General features: G+C 38.1%; 20 protein-coding genes and 1 pseudogene. 16 read left to right on the top strand and 5 right to left on the bottom strand.

All coding sequences use genetic code 11. The features are described from left to right. Nucleotides 1–103: 103 nt before the first annotated feature. Nucleotides 104–1213, bottom strand: coding sequence for a glutamate--cysteine ligase (locus HEQ36_RS25010; protein WP_168635804.1), 1110 nt, complete (start codon nucleotides 1211–1213; stop codon nucleotides 104–106). 270 nt (nucleotides 1214–1483) lie between these two features. On the opposite strand from HEQ36_RS25010, the gene HEQ36_RS25005 reads away from it, so the two are divergent. Next, nucleotides 1484–2158: a Mo-dependent nitrogenase C-terminal domain-containing protein gene (locus HEQ36_RS25005; protein WP_168635803.1), complete on the top strand. Its 675-nt coding sequence runs from the start codon at nucleotides 1484–1486 to the stop codon at nucleotides 2156–2158. A 76-nt stretch (nucleotides 2159–2234) separates the two neighbouring features. Next, nucleotides 2235–3275, top strand: coding sequence for a GTPase ObgE (gene obgE, locus HEQ36_RS25000; protein ID WP_053540765.1), 1041 nt, complete (start codon nucleotides 2235–2237; stop codon nucleotides 3273–3275). Between the two features lie 599 nt (nucleotides 3276–3874). Here obgE and HEQ36_RS24995 read toward each other — a convergent pair. Next, the gene (locus tag HEQ36_RS24995; RefSeq protein ID WP_053540764.1) at nucleotides 3875–4639 is read right to left on the bottom strand and encodes an RNA methyltransferase; all 765 of its coding nucleotides are present in this window, start codon (nucleotides 4637–4639) and stop codon (nucleotides 3875–3877) included. A gap of 1009 nt (nucleotides 4640–5648) precedes the next feature. Here HEQ36_RS24995 and HEQ36_RS24990 point away from each other — a divergent pair. Both HEQ36_RS24990 and HEQ36_RS24985 read left to right on the top strand, forming a co-directional pair. Next, nucleotides 5649–5903: a hypothetical protein gene (locus tag HEQ36_RS24990; RefSeq protein WP_168635801.1), complete on the top strand. Its 255-nt coding sequence runs from the start codon at nucleotides 5649–5651 to the stop codon at nucleotides 5901–5903. Further along, the gene (locus tag HEQ36_RS24985) at nucleotides 5900–6043 is read left to right on the top strand and encodes a type II toxin-antitoxin system RelE/ParE family toxin (RefSeq protein ID WP_168635800.1); all 144 of its coding nucleotides are present in this window, start codon (nucleotides 5900–5902) and stop codon (nucleotides 6041–6043) included. The genes HEQ36_RS24990 and HEQ36_RS24985 overlap by 4 nt, the downstream gene beginning before the upstream one ends. A gap of 548 nt (nucleotides 6044–6591) precedes the next feature. On the opposite strand, the gene HEQ36_RS24975 is transcribed toward HEQ36_RS24985, so the two are convergent. Next, nucleotides 6592–6828: a type II toxin-antitoxin system Phd/YefM family antitoxin gene (locus HEQ36_RS24975; RefSeq protein ID WP_027403217.1), complete on the bottom strand. Its 237-nt coding sequence runs from the start codon at nucleotides 6826–6828 to the stop codon at nucleotides 6592–6594. A gap of 295 nt (nucleotides 6829–7123) precedes the next feature. On the opposite strand from HEQ36_RS24975, the gene HEQ36_RS24970 reads away from it, so the two are divergent. From HEQ36_RS24970 to HEQ36_RS24955, 4 genes are all read left to right on the top strand, one after another. After that, a complete protein-coding gene (locus HEQ36_RS24970) occupies nucleotides 7124–7474 on the top strand; it encodes a translation initiation factor (RefSeq protein ID WP_027403218.1) in 351 nt (116 codons plus the stop codon). Between the two features lie 94 nt (nucleotides 7475–7568). Next, the gene (locus HEQ36_RS24965; protein WP_039199490.1) at nucleotides 7569–7730 is read left to right on the top strand and encodes a YqaE/Pmp3 family membrane protein; all 162 of its coding nucleotides are present in this window, start codon (nucleotides 7569–7571) and stop codon (nucleotides 7728–7730) included. Nucleotides 7731–7811: 81 nt separating this feature from the next. Further along, complete coding sequence (locus HEQ36_RS24960; protein ID WP_168635799.1) at nucleotides 7812–8462, top strand: DUF1295 domain-containing protein; 651 nt, start codon at nucleotides 7812–7814, stop codon at nucleotides 8460–8462. Nucleotides 8463–8528: 66 nt separating this feature from the next. After that, on the top strand, nucleotides 8529–8912 hold the full coding sequence (locus HEQ36_RS24955) for a hypothetical protein (protein WP_039199477.1): 384 nt from the start codon (nucleotides 8529–8531) through the stop codon (nucleotides 8910–8912). Between the two features lie 609 nt (nucleotides 8913–9521). Here HEQ36_RS24955 and glgP read toward each other — a convergent pair. Continuing rightward, entirely contained in the window at nucleotides 9522–12086 is a 2565-nt protein-coding gene (gene glgP, locus HEQ36_RS24950) for an alpha-glucan family phosphorylase (RefSeq protein ID WP_168635798.1), read from the bottom strand. Nucleotides 12087–12694: 608 nt separating this feature from the next. Here glgP and HEQ36_RS24945 point away from each other — a divergent pair. From HEQ36_RS24945 to HEQ36_RS24920, 6 genes and pseudogenes are all read left to right on the top strand, one after another. After that, nucleotides 12695–12823 carry a hypothetical protein gene (locus HEQ36_RS24945; protein ID WP_255540000.1) on the top strand — a complete coding sequence of 43 codons (129 nt, stop codon included), beginning with the start codon at nucleotides 12695–12697 and terminating at the stop codon, nucleotides 12821–12823. Nucleotides 12824–13531: 708 nt separating this feature from the next. After that, a complete protein-coding gene (locus HEQ36_RS24940; protein WP_168635797.1) occupies nucleotides 13532–14221 on the top strand; it encodes a DapH/DapD/GlmU-related protein in 690 nt (229 codons plus the stop codon). A 178-nt stretch (nucleotides 14222–14399) separates the two neighbouring features. Next, a complete protein-coding gene (locus HEQ36_RS24935) occupies nucleotides 14400–14516 on the top strand; it encodes a photosystem II reaction center protein I (protein ID WP_081424311.1) in 117 nt (38 codons plus the stop codon). 247 nt (nucleotides 14517–14763) lie between these two features. After that, nucleotides 14764–15963, top strand: coding sequence for an RNA-guided endonuclease TnpB family protein (locus HEQ36_RS24930; RefSeq protein WP_168636176.1), 1200 nt, complete (start codon nucleotides 14764–14766; stop codon nucleotides 15961–15963). A 118-nt stretch (nucleotides 15964–16081) separates the two neighbouring features. Next, on the top strand, nucleotides 16082–18433 hold the full coding sequence (locus tag HEQ36_RS24925) for a DUF3769 domain-containing protein (RefSeq protein ID WP_168635796.1): 2352 nt from the start codon (nucleotides 16082–16084) through the stop codon (nucleotides 18431–18433). 347 nt (nucleotides 18434–18780) lie between these two features. Beyond that, a pseudogene (locus tag HEQ36_RS24920) lies at nucleotides 18781–19002 on the top strand (Uma2 family endonuclease); the annotation flags it as partial. Nucleotides 19003–19012: 10 nt separating this feature from the next. Here HEQ36_RS24920 and HEQ36_RS24915 read toward each other — a convergent pair. Continuing rightward, entirely contained in the window at nucleotides 19013–20545 is a 1533-nt protein-coding gene (locus HEQ36_RS24915; RefSeq protein WP_168635795.1) for a SagB/ThcOx family dehydrogenase, read from the bottom strand. Nucleotides 20546–20824: 279 nt separating this feature from the next. Here HEQ36_RS24915 and HEQ36_RS24910 point away from each other — a divergent pair, with 279 nt between their 5' ends. Continuing rightward, entirely contained in the window at nucleotides 20825–21661 is an 837-nt protein-coding gene (locus HEQ36_RS24910) for an alpha/beta hydrolase (protein WP_168635794.1), read from the top strand. Nucleotides 21662–21791: 130 nt separating this feature from the next. Beyond that, nucleotides 21792–23498, top strand: a complete 1707-nt coding sequence (locus tag HEQ36_RS24905) for a serine/threonine-protein kinase (protein ID WP_168635793.1) — start codon at nucleotides 21792–21794, stop codon at nucleotides 23496–23498. Nucleotides 23499–23673: the final 175 nt, after the last annotated feature.

Below are 23673 nucleotides of genomic sequence, written 5' to 3'. Positions count from 1 at the left end.
CCCTCTTCACTCTTGCCTCTTGCCTCTTGCCTTTTGCCTTGCCATAACGACAATTTTCAACGCTCACCTACTTAGAGGAAATTGGTCATCTAGAATCCAAAATCTAAAATCCAAAATTGCCATAAGTTTGGTTGAGAGTGGCTTCAATTGAACCTGAATTTTGGAATAACTTAATTAATTCATGAGATTTTGTTTTTTTCTCAGATAAAATTACTTTCAGTGAGGTTAAAAATTCTAGATCAGGATCATCTTTAAGGGCGATTTCAGCAACTTGTAAAAGTTTCTGAGAATTGGCAAAAACATCTTCATTTTCAAAGCCTGATTTTGCAGAAATTTGGTGTAAATTAGCATCAGGTATAATTGCTCTACCTGGTAAAGTTTCATCTAGTATTAAACCTTTTAATAAAGCTAATAAACCTGCATAAATAGCGAAATTATCACAACTATCACAAGCTTTAAATTCTATCCGTCCTACTTCTGAAGGAATGCGGGCAATTTTTGTTAAGGAAGGCACACTTTTGATTAATTCTTCCGTTTTATCCAAAAAAACTAATGTTGCGGATCTTTTCCCCGTTCTGATAAATGTCCTCACTGATAAACCTCCCCATAAACCACCATTATAAAAAGGAGAACTATAACTAAAAGGAATGATATAAGGACTGTAATAAGTTAACTTCTTCCCAATATCAATTAACCTTTCCGTAGATAAATTTGCTAGGGAAATATTTAAATCTGGTCCATAAGAAACCATATAAATATGAGCAGTTTGTTCATCTGGATAAGCTTGTAATTGCCTAATTTCAAAATCATTTAATGGAGGTTGTGGCTCAAACACGCAAGTATAGGGATTAAAGCTGGCTAAAACAGGTGAAAACCCAAAATTAGCAGCAACATCACTTAATAAAATAAAACTTGCGGTTAATTCATCAATTGCTCCTTGAATAGTAGGGTGGATAGTTGTTCTAATTTCGATGCCTTTAGCTACACAGTCAATTACTTCTTCAGAGTCATTAAATCTTTCAAAGCCCTCAATATACCAACGCTTTTTCTTAATCCCAGCATCACCAACTCTTAATTGTGGGTAATCAGTAGTATAGATAGGTAATTTGTCAACAATTTGCTGAAAATCTCCAAATTTTGTATTATGGAAATCTGCAAACTTTCCTTGATCATTGAGAAAAGCAACTTCATGTTCAATACCAAAGCAGAACATACTTTATACCTAATTAATGACAAATATAATCAATTATATCTATATTTTATGCCGTTGTGAATCAATACTGTTGAGTTCAGGCTAAAAAGTATTTATATCGTAGGTTGAGTTAACGCGAGGAAACTCAAAAAAATTCCTGCTCATGTTGGGTTAAGAGTCGCTCAACTCAAACTAAATTCCCTTTATTTTTGCCAATTAAATGTACAGAAATGTAGTTCTTTTCAAGGTAGTTTAAGATTATCTAATAAAAATTACAAGGCGTGAGTTTTTATGACAACTACTGCTCAAACTGCTTACAGTAGCGAACAAATTATTGCGTGGTTACGGGGATTACTGACCATTGCTTGGGCTGATGGTAACTTTGATACCCAAGAACAGGAATTAATTACTAATCTTACCAAAGATGAATTAGCCCCTGCTATTAACTGGGATTCTTTAGAGATAATTGAACCAGATGAATTAGCGGCTATATTAGGTAAAGGTACACCTGTAGCGGAAAATTTCTTGCGGACAGCGGTAATGGTAGCGATCGCTGATGGTATATACTCACCTAGTGAAGATGACCTACTTCAGCAATTGTGTCAAAAATTAGAACTGCAAGAGAGTTTACTCACAGCCTTACGTCATACCCTAGAAGATACCGCACAAACAACTGATTTCCCCCCTACTGGACTTCAATCCCCCCACCTAGACGCTTTAACTCCCTTGCGTCAATGGTTAGACGGGTTAGATATTCAAGACCCCAGAGTGGCGAAATTTTTGTGTAAGATGATTCCTTCCCAATGTCCCTTTGAAAGAGATGTAACCTTATTTGGCCGGAAAATAGTTCATATTCCGCCCCTGTGTAAAATTAACCCCCTTTATGAACAAATGGTAGGGTTACGCTTTCGCGCCCTTTCCTACCTAGCAGATGACTGTGGGGAAGATGTTACACCTTATATTTAAATTAGTTGTTAGTAGTCAATTGTTAGCGTGATTGACAACTGACAACTAACAACTGACAACTGACAACTGACTAATTATGCAATTTATAGACCAATCAGTAATTGAAGTAGAAGCAGGTAACGGAGGTGATGGTATTGTCGCTTTTCGTAGAGAAAAATATGTCCCAGCAGGTGGTCCATCTGGTGGGAATGGCGGAAAAGGCGGTTCAGTAATTTTTGTAGGTAATACTAATCTGCAAACCTTGTTAGATTTTCGATACAAGCATTTATTTAAGGCACAAAATGGAGAACGTGGCGGTCCAAATAATTGCACTGGTGCAGGTGGGAAAGATCTAATTGTTGAAGTTCCTTGTGGTACTTCTGTATATGATGCGGTAACGAGTGTTTTACTATGTGATATAGTTGAACCCGGACAAAGTTTTCGAGTCGCAGAAGGTGGCAAAGGTGGACTGGGAAATCAACATTTTTTGAGTAACCGCAACCGCGTTCCCGAATATGCCCTCCCTGGTTTAGAAGGGGAAAAAAAGGTATTACGTTTAGAGTTAAAATTGTTAGCAGAAGTCGGAATTATTGGTTTACCAAATGCGGGAAAATCAACTTTAATTTCTTCTTTATCTGCCGCACGTCCAAAAATCGCCGATTATCCCTTTACTACCTTAATTCCTAATTTGGGTGTAGTCAAAAAACCCACAGGTGATGGTACAGTTTTCGCTGATATTCCGGGTTTAATTGAAGGTGCTTCTCATGGTGCCGGTTTAGGTCATGATTTCTTGCGTCACATTGAACGGACAAGGGTTTTATTACACTTAATTGATGCCACAAGTGAAGATGTCATCGCTGATTTCCATACTATTCAAGAAGAACTTAAAGCCTATGGACGAGGTTTAGCTAAACGTCCACAAATTTTGGCATTAAATAAAATAGATGCTGTTGATAGAGAAACTGTTGATTTGGAGGCTTTAGCTACTCAATTAAATCATCTAGCTTTAGCACCAGTGTTCATAATTTCTGCCGTAACTCGCACCGGTTTAGAGCCAATGCTGCAAGAAATTTGGCGGATTTTAGATGAAATTAATGTGTTGGAAGCACAGGAAGTTGCAGTTGAATTGATAAGTTGATTTTGTCGAATACAGTAGCAAAAATTGTGTTAAGTAATTGAACAAAAATATTTACAGTCATTGCAAGCGAAGGGAAGCAATCACAACCCTTGGAATTGCTTCATTTCACTTCGTTCCATATGGCTAACGCCACGCAACGCTTACGCAATAACATTGTGTAATTAATTCTGTCTCACTACTTGCATGATTTCAAGCATAGGGATTAGTTTGAGAGTTCCAGAAATACTGGAACTCCTCGGAGTTTATACTCAAAACGGTTGGGACATGGACTTTTGCAAAATCACGAAAAACCTAGATTTGTAGGGGTTTAGCACTGCTAAACCCCTACCCGCTTAAATCAAATAATTAAGCCGTGTTGAGTATAGTTGATAGCATTATCGTTAAAAACCGCATGGATTTTGAGAACATACTTGAGAGGGTGTTTGAAAAGTTATGGTTGGTGTATTAAATATTTTTTACCCCTCCCTAACCCTCCCCTTTACAAGGGGAGGGAACTGGATTTTTATTGTTTCCCCCCTTTACAAGGGGAAAGGGGGTAGCAATGTGATGAAAATTACGGAATACCACTTTTAAAACATCCTCTGAGCAAATTCTCACAATTAATCCAGCTTTTCGGAGTTTTTTCTATTAATTGCCCATTCTACCTGTCGTAAAATCCCTCGTAACATTGCCACTTCTGTAGTTTGTAGATAAGCACGATTATATAAGTGGCGGAATTTTTCCATGCGACTAGCTGCGGTGTGGGGATAAAGATAACCAATAGAAAGCAACAAAGATTCTAATTGCTGATAGAATCCTTCCATAGCATCTAATGGGGCAATTTCTGAATCGGGTATATTCTGATCTGTAAATAAGTTAGTAGATTGTGATAATTCATAACAACAAATAGAAACCGCTGTAGCTAAATTCAAAGATGGATATTCGGGATTGGTAGGAATAAAAACTAATTTGTGGGCATAATTTAATTCTTCATTAGTTAATCCTCTATCTTCTCTACCAAAAATTAAAGCTACAGGCTTTTCTGCTTCTGCTAATAACCAGGGTAAAGCGGTGTGAGGGGTATCTAGGGGTAGTTCTCCACTGTATTCCCGTCCCATAGTAGCAACCGCACGGACACAGCCCTGTAAGGCTTGTGGTAATGTGTCTACTATGACCGCAGATTCTAAAATATCTTTACCATGAACTGCCATTTTTAAGGCATCATCTGATGTGCGATCGCATTGAGGATTGACTAATATTAGTTTAGATAAGCCAAAATTTTTCATAACTCTGGACACTGAACCGACATTCAATGGACCGGCTGGTTCTACTAAGACGATAATTACGTTGCTGGTACTGGTTTTTGGATCAATATTTTCTGTCATTGAATGAGTCTTTAAACTACAGTTATCCGTGCATTATGGCTAGATTTAGGTTTTACTCTAATTTCTACATCAATTTCAAAAGCATTGAGAAATCTAAACATTCTTTCTAGAGAAAAACCTGTAAGTCCTGGAATCTTTTGAAAATTTAGACATGACTTCAAATGTTTTTTCAGAGAAGATATTCTTTTGGTTTTGTTCACCTGCCATGATATTTTATAATTTAACTATGGATGTTTTCATGAAGTATTTAAAGAATTATACTCAAAACGGCTAGAAGCTGGACTTTTTTATCATACAAAGAACAAGTTGAAAGCCTCTCCCCGCACCTCTCCCTAACCCTCTCCTAAGAGGAGCCTAAGAGGAGAGGGAAAAGGAATAACATTTAATACTGGAGAGGTTTACCAGAGGGGTTTCATATTTGGTTAAACTATGAACCGTTTTCAATATAATGAACCACGAAGGAGCATTCGCGGAGCGTCCCGAAGGGATAGAACACGAAGGAAGAGAAAGAAGAAGAAGAGTTTCTCGTTCCCAGTTTCTGACTGGGAATGCCATCCTAGAGGTTCTACCTCCAGTTATAGTAGAGGCAGAGCCTCTCAACTGCATTCCCACCCAGAGCATGGGAACTAGAAAAAACTAGGGGAAAAATGGTGTAAAATCCTCAAATTTCTAGTTTTCGCTTTTATTTCTAAATTAAGTATGGTTTAATTTCAATATTTCCAGGATTTGAGGATTTACAGGATCTGATAGTAAATCAAATTAGATGCTTGTAGAATTAAAGAAGATTATGTTGAACAGATAGTCAGTAACCCAAGGCTAACATTACCCCAGAAATGGGAGTTGGTTTCCAGATTCCAATCAAAAATCTGGTTTCAATTTTAACATCCACAGCGGTTAAAACTGTGGTCAGTGAGCTTGTCTAACTGCTCGTGTCGCGGCTGGTGAGCTGCGTCGAACCATCCCTCTCAGTGTCTAAAGACACTGAGTTTCCCACTTACCGCGAGGTTTTATGACTGTTGAAAACACTATTGTAGAAAAAGTACGGATATTGTCACCAGAAAAACAACACCAAGTATTAGCCTTTATTCATCTACTGGAAAATGATGAATGGGAATTTTTATATCAAGGAAAATTTAAAGAATTACAGCAGGAAATTAGTCTAGGAATTGCAGCAGCTAATAGAGGTGAATTTGTAGATGCTGAAGAACTATTTTCAGGGTTAAGAAAAAAACTTCAACAAAAACGGACTCAGGCTGGAAAATGAGCAATATTTGTAAATTTACAGTTCCAGCCAGTCGAGACATTGAGAGTATAGTTGATTATATAGCAGACAATAGTAGTTTTGATGCAGCAGAAAGCCTTCTTAGCAAAATTAATAGTAAATGTGAAAGGTTAGGAATGTGAATTAAATAAGGTGCAAAAGTAGGGTGTGTTAGCGACAGCGTAACGCACCATTCCAGGTTACATCAGAATTGCAGGTTATTAAATTTGCGTTCCTTAGCAAAATTCCCTAGTATGGGACGTAGCCGTGATGAATTAGCAACTAATGTCCGCAGTTTTCCTGTTAGAGACTTCCAAATAAAAAAATGTCCCAAAACTGATGCAGAAATTCTCTCTCTGTGTACTCTGTGCCTCTGTGGTTCGTTTCTTAGGATAATTTATTTCTTGGAAGTCTCTTAATGATTACCTAATTTTTTATCGTCCCATTGAGGAAGGTATTGAAATTTTGCGTGTTGTTAGTGGTTATCGAGATTTAGAAGGTTTATTTTTAAAAGATGATGAGGATTTTTAATTATTGGTGTAAGTAGGTGAACACAATAAAACCAAACTGTGTAAAGAAATGTAAAATCGCCCAAACCCTTTTCACTCTTGCCTCTTGCCTCTTGCCTCTTGCCTTTTGCCTTGCCATAACGACAATTTTCAACGCTCACCTACTTAAACTAAATTCCAATTCACCAATCTAATTCTCCATTACATTCTTCTATCGGTGTTGCTAATCCTTCTTTAATTGATTCTCTCATCCCTGGAATAGAAAGAAGATAAAGAGTTTCTTGGATAGATTTCCAGTCTGCTTCAGATAATAAGACTGCGTTGCTATTGTCTCCTGAAATAACAATAGGTTGATGAGATTGATTAACTGAATCAATTAAATTCTGTAGTTGTTGTTGTGCTTGATTTATTGAAATCATACTCTTCTTTTTGAAACTATCTTATTATCATAAATAATAGCAGATAATTTAAAACCATGCCAGAATCAGGATATACGGTTACTGAGCGATCGCCTGCGTGGCGTAGCCATAGTTGAAGTACAGGATTTAAGGATTTACAGGATGTGATAGTTTAATTAATGAAATATAAAATTATCTGCGTTTATCTGCGTTTATCTGCGTTTAATGACCACCTCTTCCATCTGAATTGTGAATAAATAGATGGGTAGGCTAAAATTGTTTACAATAAAAGTCTATTTTTCCTGCATTAAATATTATGGCTAATCCCAAATCTGACAAAGGCTTTGTCTACCAAGAATTTGGTAACGGTAGTTCACCCGCACTGGAACGCGCTGTAGAACGGGGAATCCAAGACTTACCCCCCAATCAGCAAAATGTGCGAATCCAAGCTACTCGCGCGGGAAGAAAGGGGAAAACTGTCACGGTGATTACTGGTTTTCAAACGACACCGGAAACTTTAGCTACTTTATTAAAACAGTTAAAAGCCCAATGCGGCACAGGTGGAACTGTGAAAGATAATGAAATTGAAGTTCAGGGAGACCACAAACAGAAGATTTTAGAGATTTTGGTAAAATTGGGTTATAAAGCTAAAATCAGCGGTGGTTAAAAGGTGCGGTTGACCAAATTTTTCAGGAATCGTCACCACATTAGGTGATGTTAAGTCTAGAAACATTGAACATCTACAGGAGAATAACATGGATATGGATGTAGTCAGAATTATAGTTGCGATTTTTCTCCCACCTTTAGGAGTATTTTTGCAGGTCGGGTTTGGTAAGGATTTTTGGATTAATTTACTTTTGACAATCTTTGGTTTTTATATTCTGGGTATTGTTCACGCAGTGTGGATAATTGCGAAGAAATAATGATGTCAGAGAGATAGAGGAAACTGGACTATCTCTCTATTTCTTTCCCTAATTTTCAGCCCTTTAAAGAAGAAGCAGGATATGAAAATAAAGTATCCCATTAATTTTCACAAAGGTCTAACATTCGTTATCGTTTTAGGACTAATGGTTTTATACCATAATTTTACTATTGGAGCTTGGGTTTATCTTTCCCTTCATGGTACTTATGGTTTTCTTTGGTTACTAAAAGATAGGATATTTCCAGATAAGCAATGGGAGCAAGAAATTCCTACTTCCCAAGGAATTATTACCTTTGTTCTCCTTTGTTTGTACTGGGTAGCACCATTCATTCTCATTAGTAGTGGTACTGTTCCCCCTTTACCTTTAGTCGCTGCTGCTATTTCTTTAAATATTGCGGGTGTATTTTTACATTTTGCTAGTGATGCTCAAAAATACTATACACTGAAGTACAAAACTGGATTAATTACAGAAGGTTTTTTTGCTAAATGTCGTAATCCTAATTATTTGGGAGAAGTGTTGATTTATCTGGCTTTTGCTATGTTAAGTCAACATTGGCTATCTTTCTTGATTCTGGGGTTATTCATAGCCATGATATTTGTTCCCAATATGCGGAGAAAAGATCAATCTTTATCTCGATATCCTGAGTTTGCGGAATACAAAGAAAATTCTGGTTTGTTTTTTCCTAAGTTGTTTAATTCCAGAATTTCTCGGAACGAAGAAACTACAGCATAACGTCAATAATTTTGCTCACGACTAAACACACAATAAGATAACATTAGGTTTACAAATAGGAAGATTATGAACACTAAAGCTATCATTTTATCGGCAATTTTAGGAATTTCTACACCTGCAATTATTGATATGGCTATTCCTAGTCAAGCAATGGCTGTGCAAAAGTTTAACTATCCAAATAATACATTTAGTGATAAAGAGTGGACGGTGACTTTAAAGTTTACCAATAACTCCTATCAATACTATGGGAAGCATATTCCCAAAAATACTTCTATTAATTTATCTGGTGCTGTTGCTTCTGGTTCTCATGAACGTCAAATTTACACTTGGAATAATAATGGGACAAAATATCAAGTTGTTTGGAAACCAAATGATCCCAATTATATTCGTGTTCAGGTAATTGATAGAGGTAAGATCGTTTTGAATCGTCTACTCCAGGCTATACCCTAAGAGGTTGTTTGAAAAGTGCTATCCCGTAATTTTCATCACATTGTTACAAAAAAAGGGAACAGGGAACAGGGAACAGGGAACAGGGAACAGGGAACAGGGAACAGATAGGAAACACTCATTTGCTGAGTTTAGAACTTCAGTCAAGAAAAAGATGTTTTTAAAAGATGCGTAGCACGAAAAAAAACAGTGTCATTATTTCAATCTCATGTTTTTAAACATGAGTTTTTTCTGTTTCCTGTTGCTTCTTCCTCTGAACCCCCTTTCCCCTTAAGGGGGAAACAATAAAAATCCAGTTCCCTCCCCTTGATAAGGCTACGGTGTACACACAAGTTATCGAATCACCATTATTCCTCAAATTACCCCACCCTAACCCTCCCCGATGCTTTGGGGAGGGAACTAATTTTTTTGGTTTTCCCCTAAAGCATCGGGGGATTAAGGGGGGTAATTTAACTTGTGTGTACACGATAGCCTTTATAAGGGGAGGGTTAGGGAGGGGTAAAATATTTGATACAGCAATCATGACTTTTCAAACACCCCCCTAAATGGTGAAATCTATATTTTTAACAATTTCTGTAGAGACGTTTTATGGAACATCTCTACATTATTTGCTTATTCCGCCCAAGCGATTAATCTGGGTTCATAAGGGCTAGAGAGGTATTGATTTCGAGGTAAGACACGCAAAGATAAACCTTGCAAACCAGAAGTTGTGTAGGTGATATTTGCGGTATAAAGACTGGAATTTTCTGGATCTTGTCCTTGATAATCCATGATTACAGGTACAGCATTGACGATATCACCGTTGGCATCAATAGAACCTTGATATAGTTCTACTTGCACATCATCATTTTTCAAAGTTGCTAAATCTACCTTAGCTTTCACCGCTACAGTTTGATTAACTTCAATGTCTGATGCTGCGGATACGTCAACATCTTTGATTTTGATGTTAAACCAGTGTTCACCTAATTTTGCTCTCCAGGCGGCTAATTCCTTGGCTGGGCTATAATTATCAACGGTGAGGGTATGATAGCGATCGCTCGCCGGGAAATAAGCTCTCATTGCATATTCTCGCACCATCCGGGCTGTATTAAAGAAAGGACAATTCAACCGAATCGCATCTTTCATTTTTGCTACCCAAGGACGAGGCAAACCATCACCATCACGATGATCATAGAATAGGGGAATAACTTCCTTTTCTAACAACTCATAGAGGGCGTTAGCTTCTATTTCATCTTGGTAATTAGGATCATCATAGTTTTCACCATGTCCTATTGCCCAACCAGTGCGAACATAGTCCGCTTCATCCCACCAACCATCAAGAACACTGAGATTTGGTAAACCATTCATAGCAGCTTTCATGCCACTTGTCCCAGAAGCTTCACGGGGACGACGGGGAGTATTTAACCAGATATCACAACCTGCTACCATTAAGCGGGCGATGTGAATATCGTAGTTAGGGACAAATACCACCTGTTTTTCTAAATGGTGTTCGCGGATAAAGCGGTTAATATCCCGAATTAATTCTTTACCAGGAATATCTTTAGGATGTGCTTTCCCAGCAATCACAAACTGCACCTTGCGGTGTTTGTTAGCGAGTAAAATCTTTTTAATTCTTTCCAAATCACGCATCCATAGAGTAGCGCGTTTGTAAGTAGCAAAACGACGGGCAAAGCCAATGGTAAAAACGTTAGGATCAAGCACCTCTTGTGCCTGAACAATATCAGAAGCAGAAGCACCGCGATCGCGCAAATGTTTGACTAAATGTTCTCGAACATACAACACCATATCCAAACGGCAGCGCTCGTGATTCCGCCATAACTCCTCATCGGGAATTGCATCCATGCGTTCCCACAATTGGCTATCAGGTGGTGCTGATGACCAATTTGGACCAAGATAGCGATCGTATAGCTCTTGCGTGGATTTACTTACACAACTGCGGGCATGGACACCGTTAGTAATAGCAGCAATTGGTACTTCTTCCACAGGAACTTTCTGCCACAAACCTTGGAACATCTGGCGGGAAACAACACCATGCAATTGTGCCACACCATTAGAGAATGTCGCCATCTTCAGTGCTAAAACTGCCATACTGAAAGGTGCAGACAAATCACCAGTATTTTCTCGTCCCAAACCTAAAAACTGCTCTTTCGGTAAACCAAAGATATCTGCATAGTAACCCAAATAATGCAACATCTTATCAGGAGCAAACAAGTCAATTCCCGCGGGAACTGGAGTGTGGGTAGTGAAAATATTACTAGAAGACACCACCTGTTTAGCTTCTCTGTAATTCAGTCCTTTTTCCTGAATCAGAATGCGAATGCGTTCTAAAGCCGAGAAAGCCGCATGACCTTCATTCATGTGGTAAGCAGTGACTTCATAGCCCAAGGCTTTGAGCATTTGCACCCCACCTATCCCCAGCATAATCTCCTGATGGATACGCATATCTATATCACCACCATACAACTGATCGGTGATATCGTGGTCATAAGCCTTATTCGGCTCAATATTAGTATCAAGCATATACAGGGGTACTGTCCCTACCTGAACACGCCACACACGTGCATATACCTTGCGTCCAGGATAATCTACCGCAATCCGTAATTCTGTACCATCGGGGTTGCGTTCCAAATGCAAGGGCATATTATGGAAATCATTGATGAGGTAGCGTTCCTGCTGCCAACCATCAGCATTAAGATACTGGGCAAAGTAGCCTTGTTGATATAATAAGCCCACACCCACCAAAGGTAATCCCAAATCACTCGCAGATTTCAGGTGATCTCCTGCGAGTACACCCAAACCACCTGAATAGATAGGTAAGCAATCTACTAACCCAAATTCAGCAGAAAAATAGGCGTAACATTCCTTCTGGTGCTGATTTCTTTGTTTTTTATACCAAGTATATTCCTGCAAATAATCTTCTAACTGCCGCGCTGCTCGGTCTACTTGCGCTAAAAAGCCTTCATCTTCAACAACTTCTAATAGTCGGCTTTGACTGATAGTTCCCAGCATCAATACTGGATTATGGTGGGTAGATTCCCATAAATCAGGATCTAAACGACGAAACAGGTCTTTGCTCTCCACATTCCAATCAAAATGGAGATTATAGGCTAGTTTCCGCAGGGGTTCTAGTCTGGATGGTAGTGAAGGAGATACATTAAAAGTACGAATTGGCTGCATAGTTTAGAAAAACTTTAAGTTCAGCTATGGATATTGTTTACTGTTTTTACCTAATATTGCCAACTCTTTATACCGTATTTGTCAACGTTTGATGACTTTGTTAAGAATTGGCAACTATTTAATTTCTAGAGATAAACATGAAACTAAAAGGTGTCCTGAGTCTACGGGGTTTCCTGATTTATGGCTAAAGTTTTAGTAAAATTTAATTATCTGCTGTGTATATAGGCAAAATAGCGATCGCAAAGTGCTGCTACAAGCAGGTTACAAAGCACTGTTACCAGTAGATCACTTCACAGTTTTGTCCAAACTTAATTAAAACAAATTAAATTTTATTCATTGAGTAAATCTAAATCAAAGATTCCCAACTTCTTTCACAAGTCAGGGATCTAAATATATTACAGCAAATTGCAGATTAATGAAGTACACGCTCTAAATTCAAAGCCGAACAGCAAGCCATTTTTACTCCTGAATTCTGCTGTATTTATTACCTTTGATAAAACTTGTTCACTCAATCAAAAATATGTTATGCTTAATAGCAATTGTTCCCAAACAATAATTCTGTAATTGAAAATGTAATTTAGTTACCCTATAAATCATTTGTGTGCAACATGATTAGAGCCGTATACTCTACAAGTTATTTACAAGAAAGCCGCCACAGCAGTCGTGGTAGTGCCTTCTTGTTTGCACCAATGGTGAATTTTAACATCATGGCAGATGTGGGAGACACTCCACCATAGTAGTTTTTATTTAAAAATAATCATCCCAATTGAATAAAAATCAAATTGTGACACAAAAGAAGTGATTCTAGCACTATTAATACCTACGGAAATTCATTGTTGTGAAAACACAAATATTTAAAGCCATTTGTGAAAAAATATGGCAAAAATCCGCTGGTAATTGATCTGCATGAATATTTCTGTATTCGTAGTTGCATTACCAACTGTCTCAACTTTCCCGATACAGTAAAAGTTGATATGTTTACCAAATTAATCTCATCAGTAGTTTGACAAAATTAACTTCAATCAGGTTATCAGAGAACAAAAAACAGGGTGTGTCATTAATTCTGTCCAATTACTTGCCCAGAGATTAACTGAGACTAACTACTGCTATGCACTGATATTAGCTAGTGAATTTATGCAACCCAGAAAAAGGTGATTAACGTTGCTGATTAATTCAATACAGGTGCATATAAAAATGAGGCTAAACTTAGATGAAATAACTTATTTAGACATCATTGCAAAACTGTTTAAATCGAGAGTTTTTCACTAATTGAGTACACAATTGACAACTGTAGGCAAACTTATGTATTGCCATAATTGGGAATTTTGCAGATATTTGGGGATTTTTAGGGATAAATTTGCTTGCTTCTAGTATCGAGGAAAATCATTTTTGATTTTCCTGAATTCCTTCTTGCCTAAAAATAATTGATTCACGAGAGATTTATCATGATTGACCAAAAATATTCTGCAAAAATTGAAAGATTTCAAGAACTATTAATAACTACTTTATTGGGAGATTTACCAACAATTGCAATGGGACCACAGCTAAGAAGATTGGTATATCAAAATATTTTTGGCAGTATGGGTAATGAAGTTTTTATTCAACATGGAGTAGAAATAACTGGAAGTTCATGTATTGAAATTGGGAACGGAGTGAATATCTTCAAGGGTGTGCGTTTAGATGCCAAAGGACATCAAAACAATAGAATGTATATTAGTAATCAAGTCACAATTGAGCGAAATGTAGATATCGGATGTATGGATAATACTTCTATATATATTGATGAAAATACTTATATAGCTCCTGGTGTGTGTATTGCTGGTCAGGGAGATATCCGCATTGGTAAAAACTGCCTGATAGCATCTCATTGTGGAATCTATGCTAATAATCATGTTTTTACAGACTTGTTGCTACCCATAAAACAGCAAGGTGTGACTCGTGACGGAATTACTATTGAAGATGACTGTTGGCTAGGACATGGTGTGACTGTATTAGATGGAGTTACCATTGGTGAAGGTAGCATTATTGGTGCAGGTGCAGTAGTCAATAAAGATATTCCCCCTTATTCCATTGCGGTAGGTGTACCAGCAAAAGTTATCAAACATCGTGTTGCCAATGTAATAGGTAATAAGTAATGGGTAATAGGTAATAGATATTTCCCCTACCTCCCCACTTCCCCTAACTCCCCTACTTCCCCTACCTCCCCCACTTCCCTTACTTCCCCTACCCCTTTTCCCTATTCCTTCGCAAAAAGAACAAGATATGGGTAAGATAAGTTAATTACTGTTTGGCAAACCCCTGGGAGTTAGTTCTATGTTGAGTTTAAAAATCGCTGTTTATATTGTTGTCGGTTTGTTTGTTAGCCTTTTCATATTCGGGTTTTTGTCTAATGACCCAGCCCGTAACCCTGGTCGTAGGGATGCAGAATAAATAGCCAATAACTTAACTCTGGTGGCTAGAAGGTAGAAACTGGCTAAGATGTGATTGAACACAAACAGCAGAAGTCCCACATCTCACTCTTAAGAGTGTGGGATGAATGCGCCTGTTGGTCAATGACAAATCAACATTTTCCGATTTAAGAGAATATATCCAATCTTCTACCAAAGATGTAATAGTTCTGTCTTTAGTGTCTAGCCCTTATGTTATCATAAAAACAGGTCGAAAGGAAACGAAAAACATGAGAACATCTTACCAATACCGATTAAAGCCAACAAAAAAACAAGCGGAAAAAATTGATAAAATACTAGATATGCTGCGTTGTCAGTACAATTATCAACTTGCTCAACGGTTTAATTGGTATGAAGCAAATCGCTCTCCTGTTGATAGATGTTCCGTTGTCGTTTGTCATTTACCAGAGTTAAAAGATAAACCTAATCGCTTTAGTCAGCAAGCATCATTAACCCAATTAAAAAAAGACCGACCTTGGTACAGAGATATTCATTCTCAAGTGCTACAAGAAGTTACTAAAAAAGTTGAATTAGCTTTTGATAGATGGTTGAAAGGTGATAGCAACGGCAAAAAATCTGGTAGACCTAGATTTAAAGCTGTTGGACAATACAAAACATTTACGTTTCCTCAATTCAAGCAACATCACTTTGTTAATCACAAGATTACGCTGTCTAAAATAGGAGATGTAAAGGTAATTGTTCATCGTCAAATCCCCGACGGGTTTGAGATTAAAACTGTATCTGTCACTAAAAAAGCAGACGGATATTATGTGACTCTAAGCCTTGATGACAAAACAGTTGCAACGATTAAACCTGATTTTAATGCTAATAATATCGTTGGTATTGATGTAGGTTTAATTGATTTTATTGTCACCTCAGACGATGAAAGAATTGCCGCCCCTAAGTTTTTGCGTAAAGCTGAACGTAAATTAAAATCTGCACAGCGTCGCGTCTCTCGTAGAAAAAAAGGATCTAATCGTCGTAAAAAAGCGATTAAAAAACTGGCTATTCAACACAAGAAAGTGTCAGATACCCGCAAAGATTTTCACTTTAAAACTGCAAACAATCTACTCAAAAAGTACGATGTTATTGCTGTGGAAAAGTTGAATATAAAAGGACTCGCTAGAACAAGATTGGCTAAAAGTATTAATGATGCTGGTTGGGGACAATTTATTTCGATACTAACAGTCAAAGCCGTAAATGCTGGACTAAAAGTAATCGCTGTAAATCCAAACGGTACAAGCCAAGAATGCTCTAGTTGCGATGCCCTGGGCTTGCCGAAGGGTGGTCATAAAGTTAAAAAGCCGCTATCCCAAAGAATGCACAATTGTCCTATCTGCCATACAAGTTTGTGCAGGGATCTAAATGCGGCTATAAATATCAAGAACCGTGGGACACACGGTCTTAAAGCTCAGTCAATGTCTTCATAGAAGAGTCGCTGAGAAGCCAACACTCACCCGTTCGCGCAAGCGTGCCGCAAGGCATAAGGGAGTGTGTGGAGTATGTCACCCTTCCGGCTATTTTTTGCTTTTTGGTCAGATTGAAAATATGTTTCATCCAGTATTACCGCCTCAGCTACCTCCAAGTATTGAATCTTTAAAACCTGTTGATGATGCTGCTTCTGTTCCTATTGTCAAGGTGAAAACTGATGAGCGAAAACTGATAATTGTTGGTAAAAATCAGGATGACAAATATCAATCAAATACCAGCATAGTCCAGGCAAATGTTGTTGAGAAGTCTTTTTCTCTGTTATCTCCACCGGAAAATTTAGCACCCAAGTCTTTACCTAGCTATCCTGAACAATCGGCAGTTTTAGCGGAAACATCTATCCCCCCAACTCAGCCTAGTAATGTGAATTTACAGGAATCGGGGGGGAAATTGCGGTTGTCTGTTGGTGATAAAAAACCTGCTGCACCAATCCAAAATATTATTGAATTCAAGCTTCGCAATCCCGAAAATCAAGAGTCTACACCTACGACTGTAGAATTTCCGCCGTCACCCCAACCGCCGACAGTAGAGAAGATTCCTGTGGGGAAAGGCAGAGTTGTGGAAGTAATTGCCGATCGCCAGGAGTATGATGAACAAAGGCGAGTTGTGACTGCTGATGGTAATGTTGTCGTCAGATTTGATGGGGCAGTAATTGATGCCGATACCCTACAAATTAATTTGGATAATTTGATTGCGGTGGGGGAAGGTAATGTGGTGTTAACTAGAGGTAATCAGGTACTCCAAGGACAACGGTTTACCTATAATTTTATTCAAGATAATGGGGATTTAGAAAACGGTAAAGGTGAACTTTATATCCCCACAGCAGGTACAGATTTTGCTTTTTCACCGACTCTACCTACAGATATTACAGCAGGGGGTGTATCTAGCCAGCCGTTAAGTAATCGCATTCGCGCTAATCAGCCGCTGACGAGTGTGAACAGTTCAGGGGGTATACAATTTGGCGCTAGTGGTCAATCAGACGCGCGAAATGTCCCTGCACCTAAGTCTGGGGGTACGGTGAAACGATTCAGGTTTGAAGCTCAACGGATTGAATTTTATCCGCGAGGTTTTCAAGCGCAAGATGTGAGAATTACTAATGATCCTTTTTCACCACCAGAATTAGAATTAAGAGCGGAGCAGGTAAATGTGACGCGGGAAGCGCCTTTGATAGATAAAGTTACTACCCAGCGTCAAAGGGTGGTTTTTGATCAAAAGGTTGTTATCCCTCTGCCTGTTAATAGTCGGACAATAGATCGTCGTCCACGTAAAGTAAATCCTACTATTGTTTCTCCTGGTTTTGATAAGGGTAAACGAGATGGTTTGTATTTAGAACGGGATTTTGAACCGATTAATGTTAATCAAAAACGTTGGACTATTACGCCCCAGTTTTATCTGCAAAGGGCTTTTAAGGATAGGGAGAATGTAGCCAGTTTATTTGGTGTGAAGACTAGGCTAAATGCTGTTTTTAGTCCGAAAACTATTTTGGAAGGTGCGGGGGAGTTAACTAGTTTTGATTTCAATCAGTTAGAAAATAACTTGCGCGGAAGTTTGCGGTTACGCCAAAATTTGGGTAATGTTAATCCTTATATATTGAGTTTAGAATCTATTTACCGCGATCGCCTATATAATGGTAGCCTTGGCTATCAAACTGTCCAAAGTAGTCTCGGTGGCATCATCAGTTCTCCTATTATTCCTTTAGGCAAAACCGGTATTAATCTTAGTTATCAAGGCGGCGCTCAATATATAGATGCAAATACTGACCGTCAAGATTTACTCTCACCAGGACGAAAAAACGATCGCATTTCTCTGGGTCGTTTACAAGGAACTGTGTCCTTGAGTGGTGGTATCAATTTGTGGCAAGGGCAACCATTGGCAGCTACAGCTAGTGAGGGATTAAAATATACCCCTACTCCTATCGTACCGTATTTGCAGGCGATCGCAGGTGTCACAGGAACTACTAGCTATTATAGTAGCAGTGATAACCAAACTACCTTAACTGGGACTATTGGCTTAGTAGGACAGATTGGTAACTTCTCTCGCCCTTACTTAGATTATACCGCCTTTAATCTCACCTACTCCCAAGGAACTAATAGCGGTTTATCACCCTTTCTTTTTGATCGTTCAGTGGATAACAGAGTCCTGAATGCAGGACTTTATCAGCAAATCTATGGATCACTTAAGTTAGGTTTGCAAACATCCATTAATCTAGATACAGGTAAAAGCACCAGCACTGATTACATAGTCGAATATAGCCGCCGCACCTACGGTATTACCCTGCGTTATAATCCGGTGCTAGAATTAGGCGGTTTTAGTATTCGCATTAGTGACTTTAATTGGACAGGTGGCACAGATCCATTTTCCAGTGGAGAAATTAAACCTGTTGTTGGTGGCGTAATCCGTCAAGATAATTAAAAATCCGTAGGGGCAACCCCCGTATTTGCCCAGCAATTCTCATTTTGAAAAAAATAAGGTTAGAATTGCGGATTATAAGCATTACGCGGGGAAAAAGGTCTGAATCACGGATTAGACGGATTGCGCTGATTTCACGGATTTTAGTAACTTTTATCGGACAAAAATATTTACAGTCATTGCGAGGGACGAGAAGCAATCAAGTTCACGAAGTGTGGCGTATCCCTGCGAACTGCTTGCAGCAGCGCTTCGCTATCGCCGGAGGCATCAGCCATAACCCAACATTATCAAGGATTTTGTTGGGTTTCGCTATCGCTCAACCCAACCTACATTTCCTTAACCGACAAGTATTGGAGTCTGACAGTACGCCTGTGTTAGCGAAGCGTACCGTAGGTCAAAATTGGCAAGAACATTTTCAAGGTATTTTACTAACAGAATCTATCAAACCCACACTACAAAAATACCACCCAGATGGTCAATATTGTATTGGACAGAATTTAGGTATCTATTGGAAAATGACGTACACTCCAGAATGCGGTGCAGAATTTCCAAAATGGTTTTATGTGCCTGACTCCTTTGCTTCTACCTGGGTTTTCCTAGTGTCGTAATGTAGATCACTGCTTCATCCATAGGGATACCTAAGACATTATTTACTTGGTCATCAAAAAAACCAGCGATGCCACTGACACCTAAGTTAAGACGAATGGCTGCTAAATTAAGCCTTTGTCCTAAAATACCTGCATCTAAGTGTAAATAACGGTAAACACGATCTCCATATTGAGCGATCGCATTTTTTAAATCAGCAGTATGAAATAATACTGCACCTGCATCTCTGCCTAATTCCTGTCCTAAACATAAGAAATGTAATTCTCGACGGAAATTTTTAAACCGAATTTGCCGTAATTCTTGGGCTTTAGGTGCGTAATAATAACAGCCTGGATCTAATCCTTGCACTCCAGAAACAGCTACAAATGTTTCTATTAAATTCAAATCAAAATAATCAGGGTGAGGATCTAAATTTTGGTCAATATAATTTTGGGGTTGATAAGTAAAATCAAGTAAAGCTTTCAATTCATCAAAACTTAAATCATCACCAGTATAAGCACGAGTTGAACGGCGTTTATAGATAGTATTCGATAAATCTGCTAAATCTTCTCCCCAATAAATTGGTGTAGTTCGAGTCGAAAATTTTTCACAAAAAGGGAAGTTATACTTATCTTCCAAAGACTTTTCTAGTTCCACATTTGGTAAATTTAACTTACTACTGTTATTCACTGGAATTTGAGTATTTATGTGAAAATATTTCAGCAATTCACCATCAGGAATAGATGGATAATTAGTTGCAGTTGTCGAAGGTAAAGCAGTCCGTCCTAGTGGTAAATTTTGGCGCACATCTAACAAATCTGCCAAAGCTAAAACAGCAGTTGTTCCTTCTTGTTCATGATCAATATAAAGTAATTCATTAACAGCCTCATCAGCAAAACCGCCAATTAAATGAGAGCGATAATCAGCAATATTACAAGCTAACTGAATATTACTTAAAAGATGCCCCGTATCCAGAAAAATCCGCCGATAAGCCCTGTCTTCATAACGCCAAGCCGAACGATAAAAAACCGCAGTTGTAATTATAGCTAATTGGGTACTTTCTAGGGAAGGATGCCAAAAACAAGCAGATTGTAAACTTTGCCAAACATCACTTTCCCAAAAGTGCATTAAAGAATGAGTTCGACATTGATAGCTATAAAGTCCCGGCGGTAATAATGGTGTCCCGCGAGAAACTAAATATACTTCAGCCGGATATAAGCCCCCCGCACTAGGCGCAGAACGTAAGTATACTGTATTACCCAAGGAAGGCATTTTTGCCGTGAGTCCATAACTGTGAAATAATAGTTGAGAAAGCCGCCACCACCATTTGGTATCTTGTTGATTGGCAACAGTTGCCGCTGTTTCTTGCAGATAAGGTTTGAGGTCAATGTCAGAGCCAATTTTATACTCTTTGAACGGTACTGGCTGTTTATTCCAGTCTAAATTACGACTTTTAGAAGCCAGGGTTTCAGGGTGGTACTTAGTCCGGTCGTGATAGTGTTGGGCAATGGATTGTTCTATTTCTGGCATAGTAATTTTAATATCCCATAGCAGGGAACAGGGAACAGGGAACAGGGAACAGGGAACAGAAAAGTTGAAAGTCTTTTGCTGTATGGCTTTGTAGATAACTTTTGTATCTTATTCAAGTGCATACCACTGTAGTGTATTCCTATTCTTGATTTTGACATTTATTAGTTCCATTAATTCGTGCTAATCAGTACAATCATCAAAATTAAAAATTAATCCCAAAAAAGTTATTTTTCTGGTAAAATTCCCTCTTCCCCTGTCCTGGAAAAGATTGACAAAATCATGCCTGTACGTCAAACTCTATCAACATCTGATATTCAACTTTCTTATTTAGAATGGAGTCAAGGTCAAGAACCATTACTGTTATTACATGGTATGGCTGATCATGCCTTGGTTTGGTCTAGTTTGGGAGATTATTTAGCAGCAAATTACCATATAGTTGCGCCAGATATGCGTGGTCATGGTGAGAGTAGTAAGCCAGAACAAGATTATAGCTTTGCCAGTGCGATCGCTGATTTGGAAGCATTAATGGACAAACTAGGATGGTCTGCGGCTCATATCGTCAGCCACTCCTGGACAGGGAAATTAGCCGCTATTTGGGCTAGAGAGAACCCAACCAGATTAAAAAGTATCACCTTAGTAGATCCCATTTTTATCTGGAAAATGCCCAGTTTCCTAAAAATCACATTTCCTCTCTTGTATCGTGTTTTACCCTTTCTGAAAAGCATGGGACCTTTTGCCAGTTACGACGAAGCTGAACAAAAAATTAAACAACTCAGTCAATATCAAAATTGGAGTTCTTTGCAACAGCAAGTTTTTCAAGCCGCAATTGAACAAAAACCCAACGGGACTTGGGGTAGCAAATTTACCATAGCCGCCCGTGACGGGATTTTTGACGCAGTTATGGAAGTACCAGGTTTTATTCACCCAATTGACACACCTGCCCTCTTTATACAACCAGAAAAAGGTGTAAACCGCCAAAATTGGCAAATTCAACCCTACAAAACCAACCTCAAGAACTTAAGTTTGTGTCAAGTTCCCGGAAATCATTGGCCATTTCTAAGCAACCCCACAGAATTTAATCAAACAGTTGCCACTTTTTTAGCATCACAAACATGAGATAATTTCAAATTAGTAATTGGTAATTGGTAATTGGTAGAAAGCAAAATTAAAGATACATATTTACCTCTTACCCCTATTCCCTATTCCCTATTCCCTATTCCCTGTTCCCTGTTCCCTGTTCCCTATTATGAGCCTTTGCATTAATCCAGTTTGTTCTCAACCTAACCATCCAGATAATGACGAAAACCGTTTTTGTCAAAGTTGTGGTTCTCAATTGGAATTGATAGGACGTTATCGAGTATTACGTTTATTAAGTGATAAAACTGGATTTGGCAAAATTTACGAAGCCTATCAACAAGACACCCCAAAAATCCTCAAAGTCCTCAAAGAAGAATTAACAAATGATAGTAAAGCCTTAGCACTATTTCAACAAGAAGCCAACGTTTTACAACAACTAAATCATCCTGGTATTCCGCAAACAGAAGGTTATTTTCCCTATCAAACCAGAAATAATCTCATCTTGCATTGTATGGTGATGGAAAAAATTGAAGGCCCAAATTTAGAACAATGGTTAAAACAACAACAAAACCGTCCCATTTCTCAAGCCCAAGCCATAGTCTGGTTAAAACAACTATTAGAAATATTAGATTTAGTTCATAACCAACAATACCTACATAGAGATATTAAACCATCAAATATCATGATTCGTCCAGATGGACAATTAGTATTAATTGACTTTGGTACAGCCAGAGAAATTACCAGAACCTATTTAGCCAATGGTGGAGGAATGACAGCAATTTCATCATCAGGTTATAGTCCCCCAGAACAAATGCAAGGACAAGCCATACCCCAATCAGATTTCTTTGCTTTAGGACGGACATTTGTATTTTTATTAACGGGATTTCCCCCCGAACAATTGTATGATCCTCATTTAGATGTTTTACAATGGCGACATCATGCCAATCATATTTCTCCATTATTATTAGATTTCATTGATTGGTTAATGTCAATGGCAGTCAATCAGCGTCCTAGCAATGCTGAAGAAATTTCTAGAAGATTAGCAGAAATTGAAGATAACCTCACAAAAAATACCTCCGGAACCGGGAATATTGGCGGGTTAGGAAAAACAAAAATAATTAATAACCCAACTACCAATAATACCGTTATTACCCCGCAAAAACAACCTGAAAAATTACCATTATTATCCTGGTTTGCAGCTTTAATAGTTTCTTTATTACTACTTTGGTGGGTATCATTAGCATTTAGAAATACCAAATTTGCGGCTTTACCTCCTGACTATGGACAAGCACCAGTTAAACAAGGCAAAGTTGATTATTTTCCCTATGAAGAAGGAAAAGATAGTCAAGGGAGAGTTGCCGAATTTAATATTGCGGTTTTATCAGTGGAATATAAATGGCAATTAGGCAGTACATATCAAATTAAATATAATGATCAAACTATTACCCTTGATTCCTTAAAATCTAATTTAGAACAAGAAGGAATTCAGAAAATTATGGAAAATCCCAGTGAGATTATTTCCGTAGGAACAGCTTCTTGCGAAGGTGATATTACCGCCGAACAAAGTCGCGCCTTAGAACGTTCTAAACAAATCCAATTATTAGGAAAAAAGATATTTAGTAGTACATCCAGTGTTAAAGGTTATCGCTTATTAAATCTGGGACAATTTCAGAGAAAAGATTGTCAAGTAAGCCTTGATTCAACAGCTTATCAACGCAGTATTATTATCATTGGTGTCAAAAAACAAGCTGAAGAGGTAATATTAGATGAAGCCTTAAGAGATAGATTAGAGAAAAAGCCTTTCGCTGATTTTAAATTAGAGGATTATTCTCTCGGTTCAATAGATAAATTTAAAACAGTACCTAGTAATTTATAGTAATTATCTATTGCTCACGAGGGAATAAGATAAAATTCTCTTATTTAACTCTTATTTAAATAGAGAACTCTCTGGTTCCCATGCTCCGCGTGGGAATACAGTTAAGAGGCTCTGCCTCAATTATAAGGGACTTCCAAATAAAAAAATACTCAACCACCTAACGCAAAAATCTCTC

This window comes from Anabaena sp. 54 (assembly GCF_017355725.1).
In the GTDB taxonomy this organism is placed as follows: Bacteria; Cyanobacteriota; Cyanobacteriia; order Cyanobacteriales; family Nostocaceae; genus Dolichospermum; species Dolichospermum heterosporum.
The sequence above is the reverse complement of the archived record's forward strand: the minus strand, read 5'-3'. Positions and strand labels throughout refer to the sequence as shown.

Coding starts and splice junctions, on each gene's coding strand:
- HEQ36_RS25010 (WP_168635804.1), bottom strand. CDS start 1,213: ATGTTCTGCTTTGGTATTGAACATGAAGTTGCTTTTCTCAATGATCAA.
- HEQ36_RS25005 (WP_168635803.1), top strand. CDS start 1,484: ATGACAACTACTGCTCAAACTGCTTACAGTAGCGAACAAATTATTGCG.
- obgE (WP_053540765.1), top strand. CDS start 2,235: ATGCAATTTATAGACCAATCAGTAATTGAAGTAGAAGCAGGTAACGGA.
- HEQ36_RS24995 (WP_053540764.1), bottom strand. CDS start 4,639: ATGACAGAAAATATTGATCCAAAAACCAGTACCAGCAACGTAATTATC.
- HEQ36_RS24990 (WP_168635801.1), top strand. CDS start 5,649: ATGACTGTTGAAAACACTATTGTAGAAAAAGTACGGATATTGTCACCA.
- HEQ36_RS24985 (WP_168635800.1), top strand. CDS start 5,900: ATGAGCAATATTTGTAAATTTACAGTTCCAGCCAGTCGAGACATTGAG.
- HEQ36_RS24975 (WP_027403217.1), bottom strand. CDS start 6,828: ATGATTTCAATAAATCAAGCACAACAACAACTACAGAATTTAATTGAT.
- HEQ36_RS24970 (WP_027403218.1), top strand. CDS start 7,124: ATGGCTAATCCCAAATCTGACAAAGGCTTTGTCTACCAAGAATTTGGT.
- HEQ36_RS24965 (WP_039199490.1), top strand. CDS start 7,569: ATGGATGTAGTCAGAATTATAGTTGCGATTTTTCTCCCACCTTTAGGA.
- HEQ36_RS24960 (WP_168635799.1), top strand. CDS start 7,812: ATGAAAATAAAGTATCCCATTAATTTTCACAAAGGTCTAACATTCGTT.
- HEQ36_RS24955 (WP_039199477.1), top strand. CDS start 8,529: ATGAACACTAAAGCTATCATTTTATCGGCAATTTTAGGAATTTCTACA.
- glgP (WP_168635798.1), bottom strand. CDS start 12,086: ATGCAGCCAATTCGTACTTTTAATGTATCTCCTTCACTACCATCCAGA.
- HEQ36_RS24945 (WP_255540000.1), top strand. CDS start 12,695: ATGATTAGAGCCGTATACTCTACAAGTTATTTACAAGAAAGCCGCCAC.
- HEQ36_RS24940 (WP_168635797.1), top strand. CDS start 13,532: ATGATTGACCAAAAATATTCTGCAAAAATTGAAAGATTTCAAGAACTA.
- HEQ36_RS24935 (WP_081424311.1), top strand. CDS start 14,400: ATGTTGAGTTTAAAAATCGCTGTTTATATTGTTGTCGGTTTGTTTGTT.
- HEQ36_RS24930 (WP_168636176.1), top strand. CDS start 14,764: ATGAGAACATCTTACCAATACCGATTAAAGCCAACAAAAAAACAAGCG.
- HEQ36_RS24925 (WP_168635796.1), top strand. CDS start 16,082: ATGTTTCATCCAGTATTACCGCCTCAGCTACCTCCAAGTATTGAATCT.
- HEQ36_RS24915 (WP_168635795.1), bottom strand. CDS start 20,545: ATGCCAGAAATAGAACAATCCATTGCCCAACACTATCACGACCGGACT.
- HEQ36_RS24910 (WP_168635794.1), top strand. CDS start 20,825: ATGCCTGTACGTCAAACTCTATCAACATCTGATATTCAACTTTCTTAT.
- HEQ36_RS24905 (WP_168635793.1), top strand. CDS start 21,792: ATGAGCCTTTGCATTAATCCAGTTTGTTCTCAACCTAACCATCCAGAT.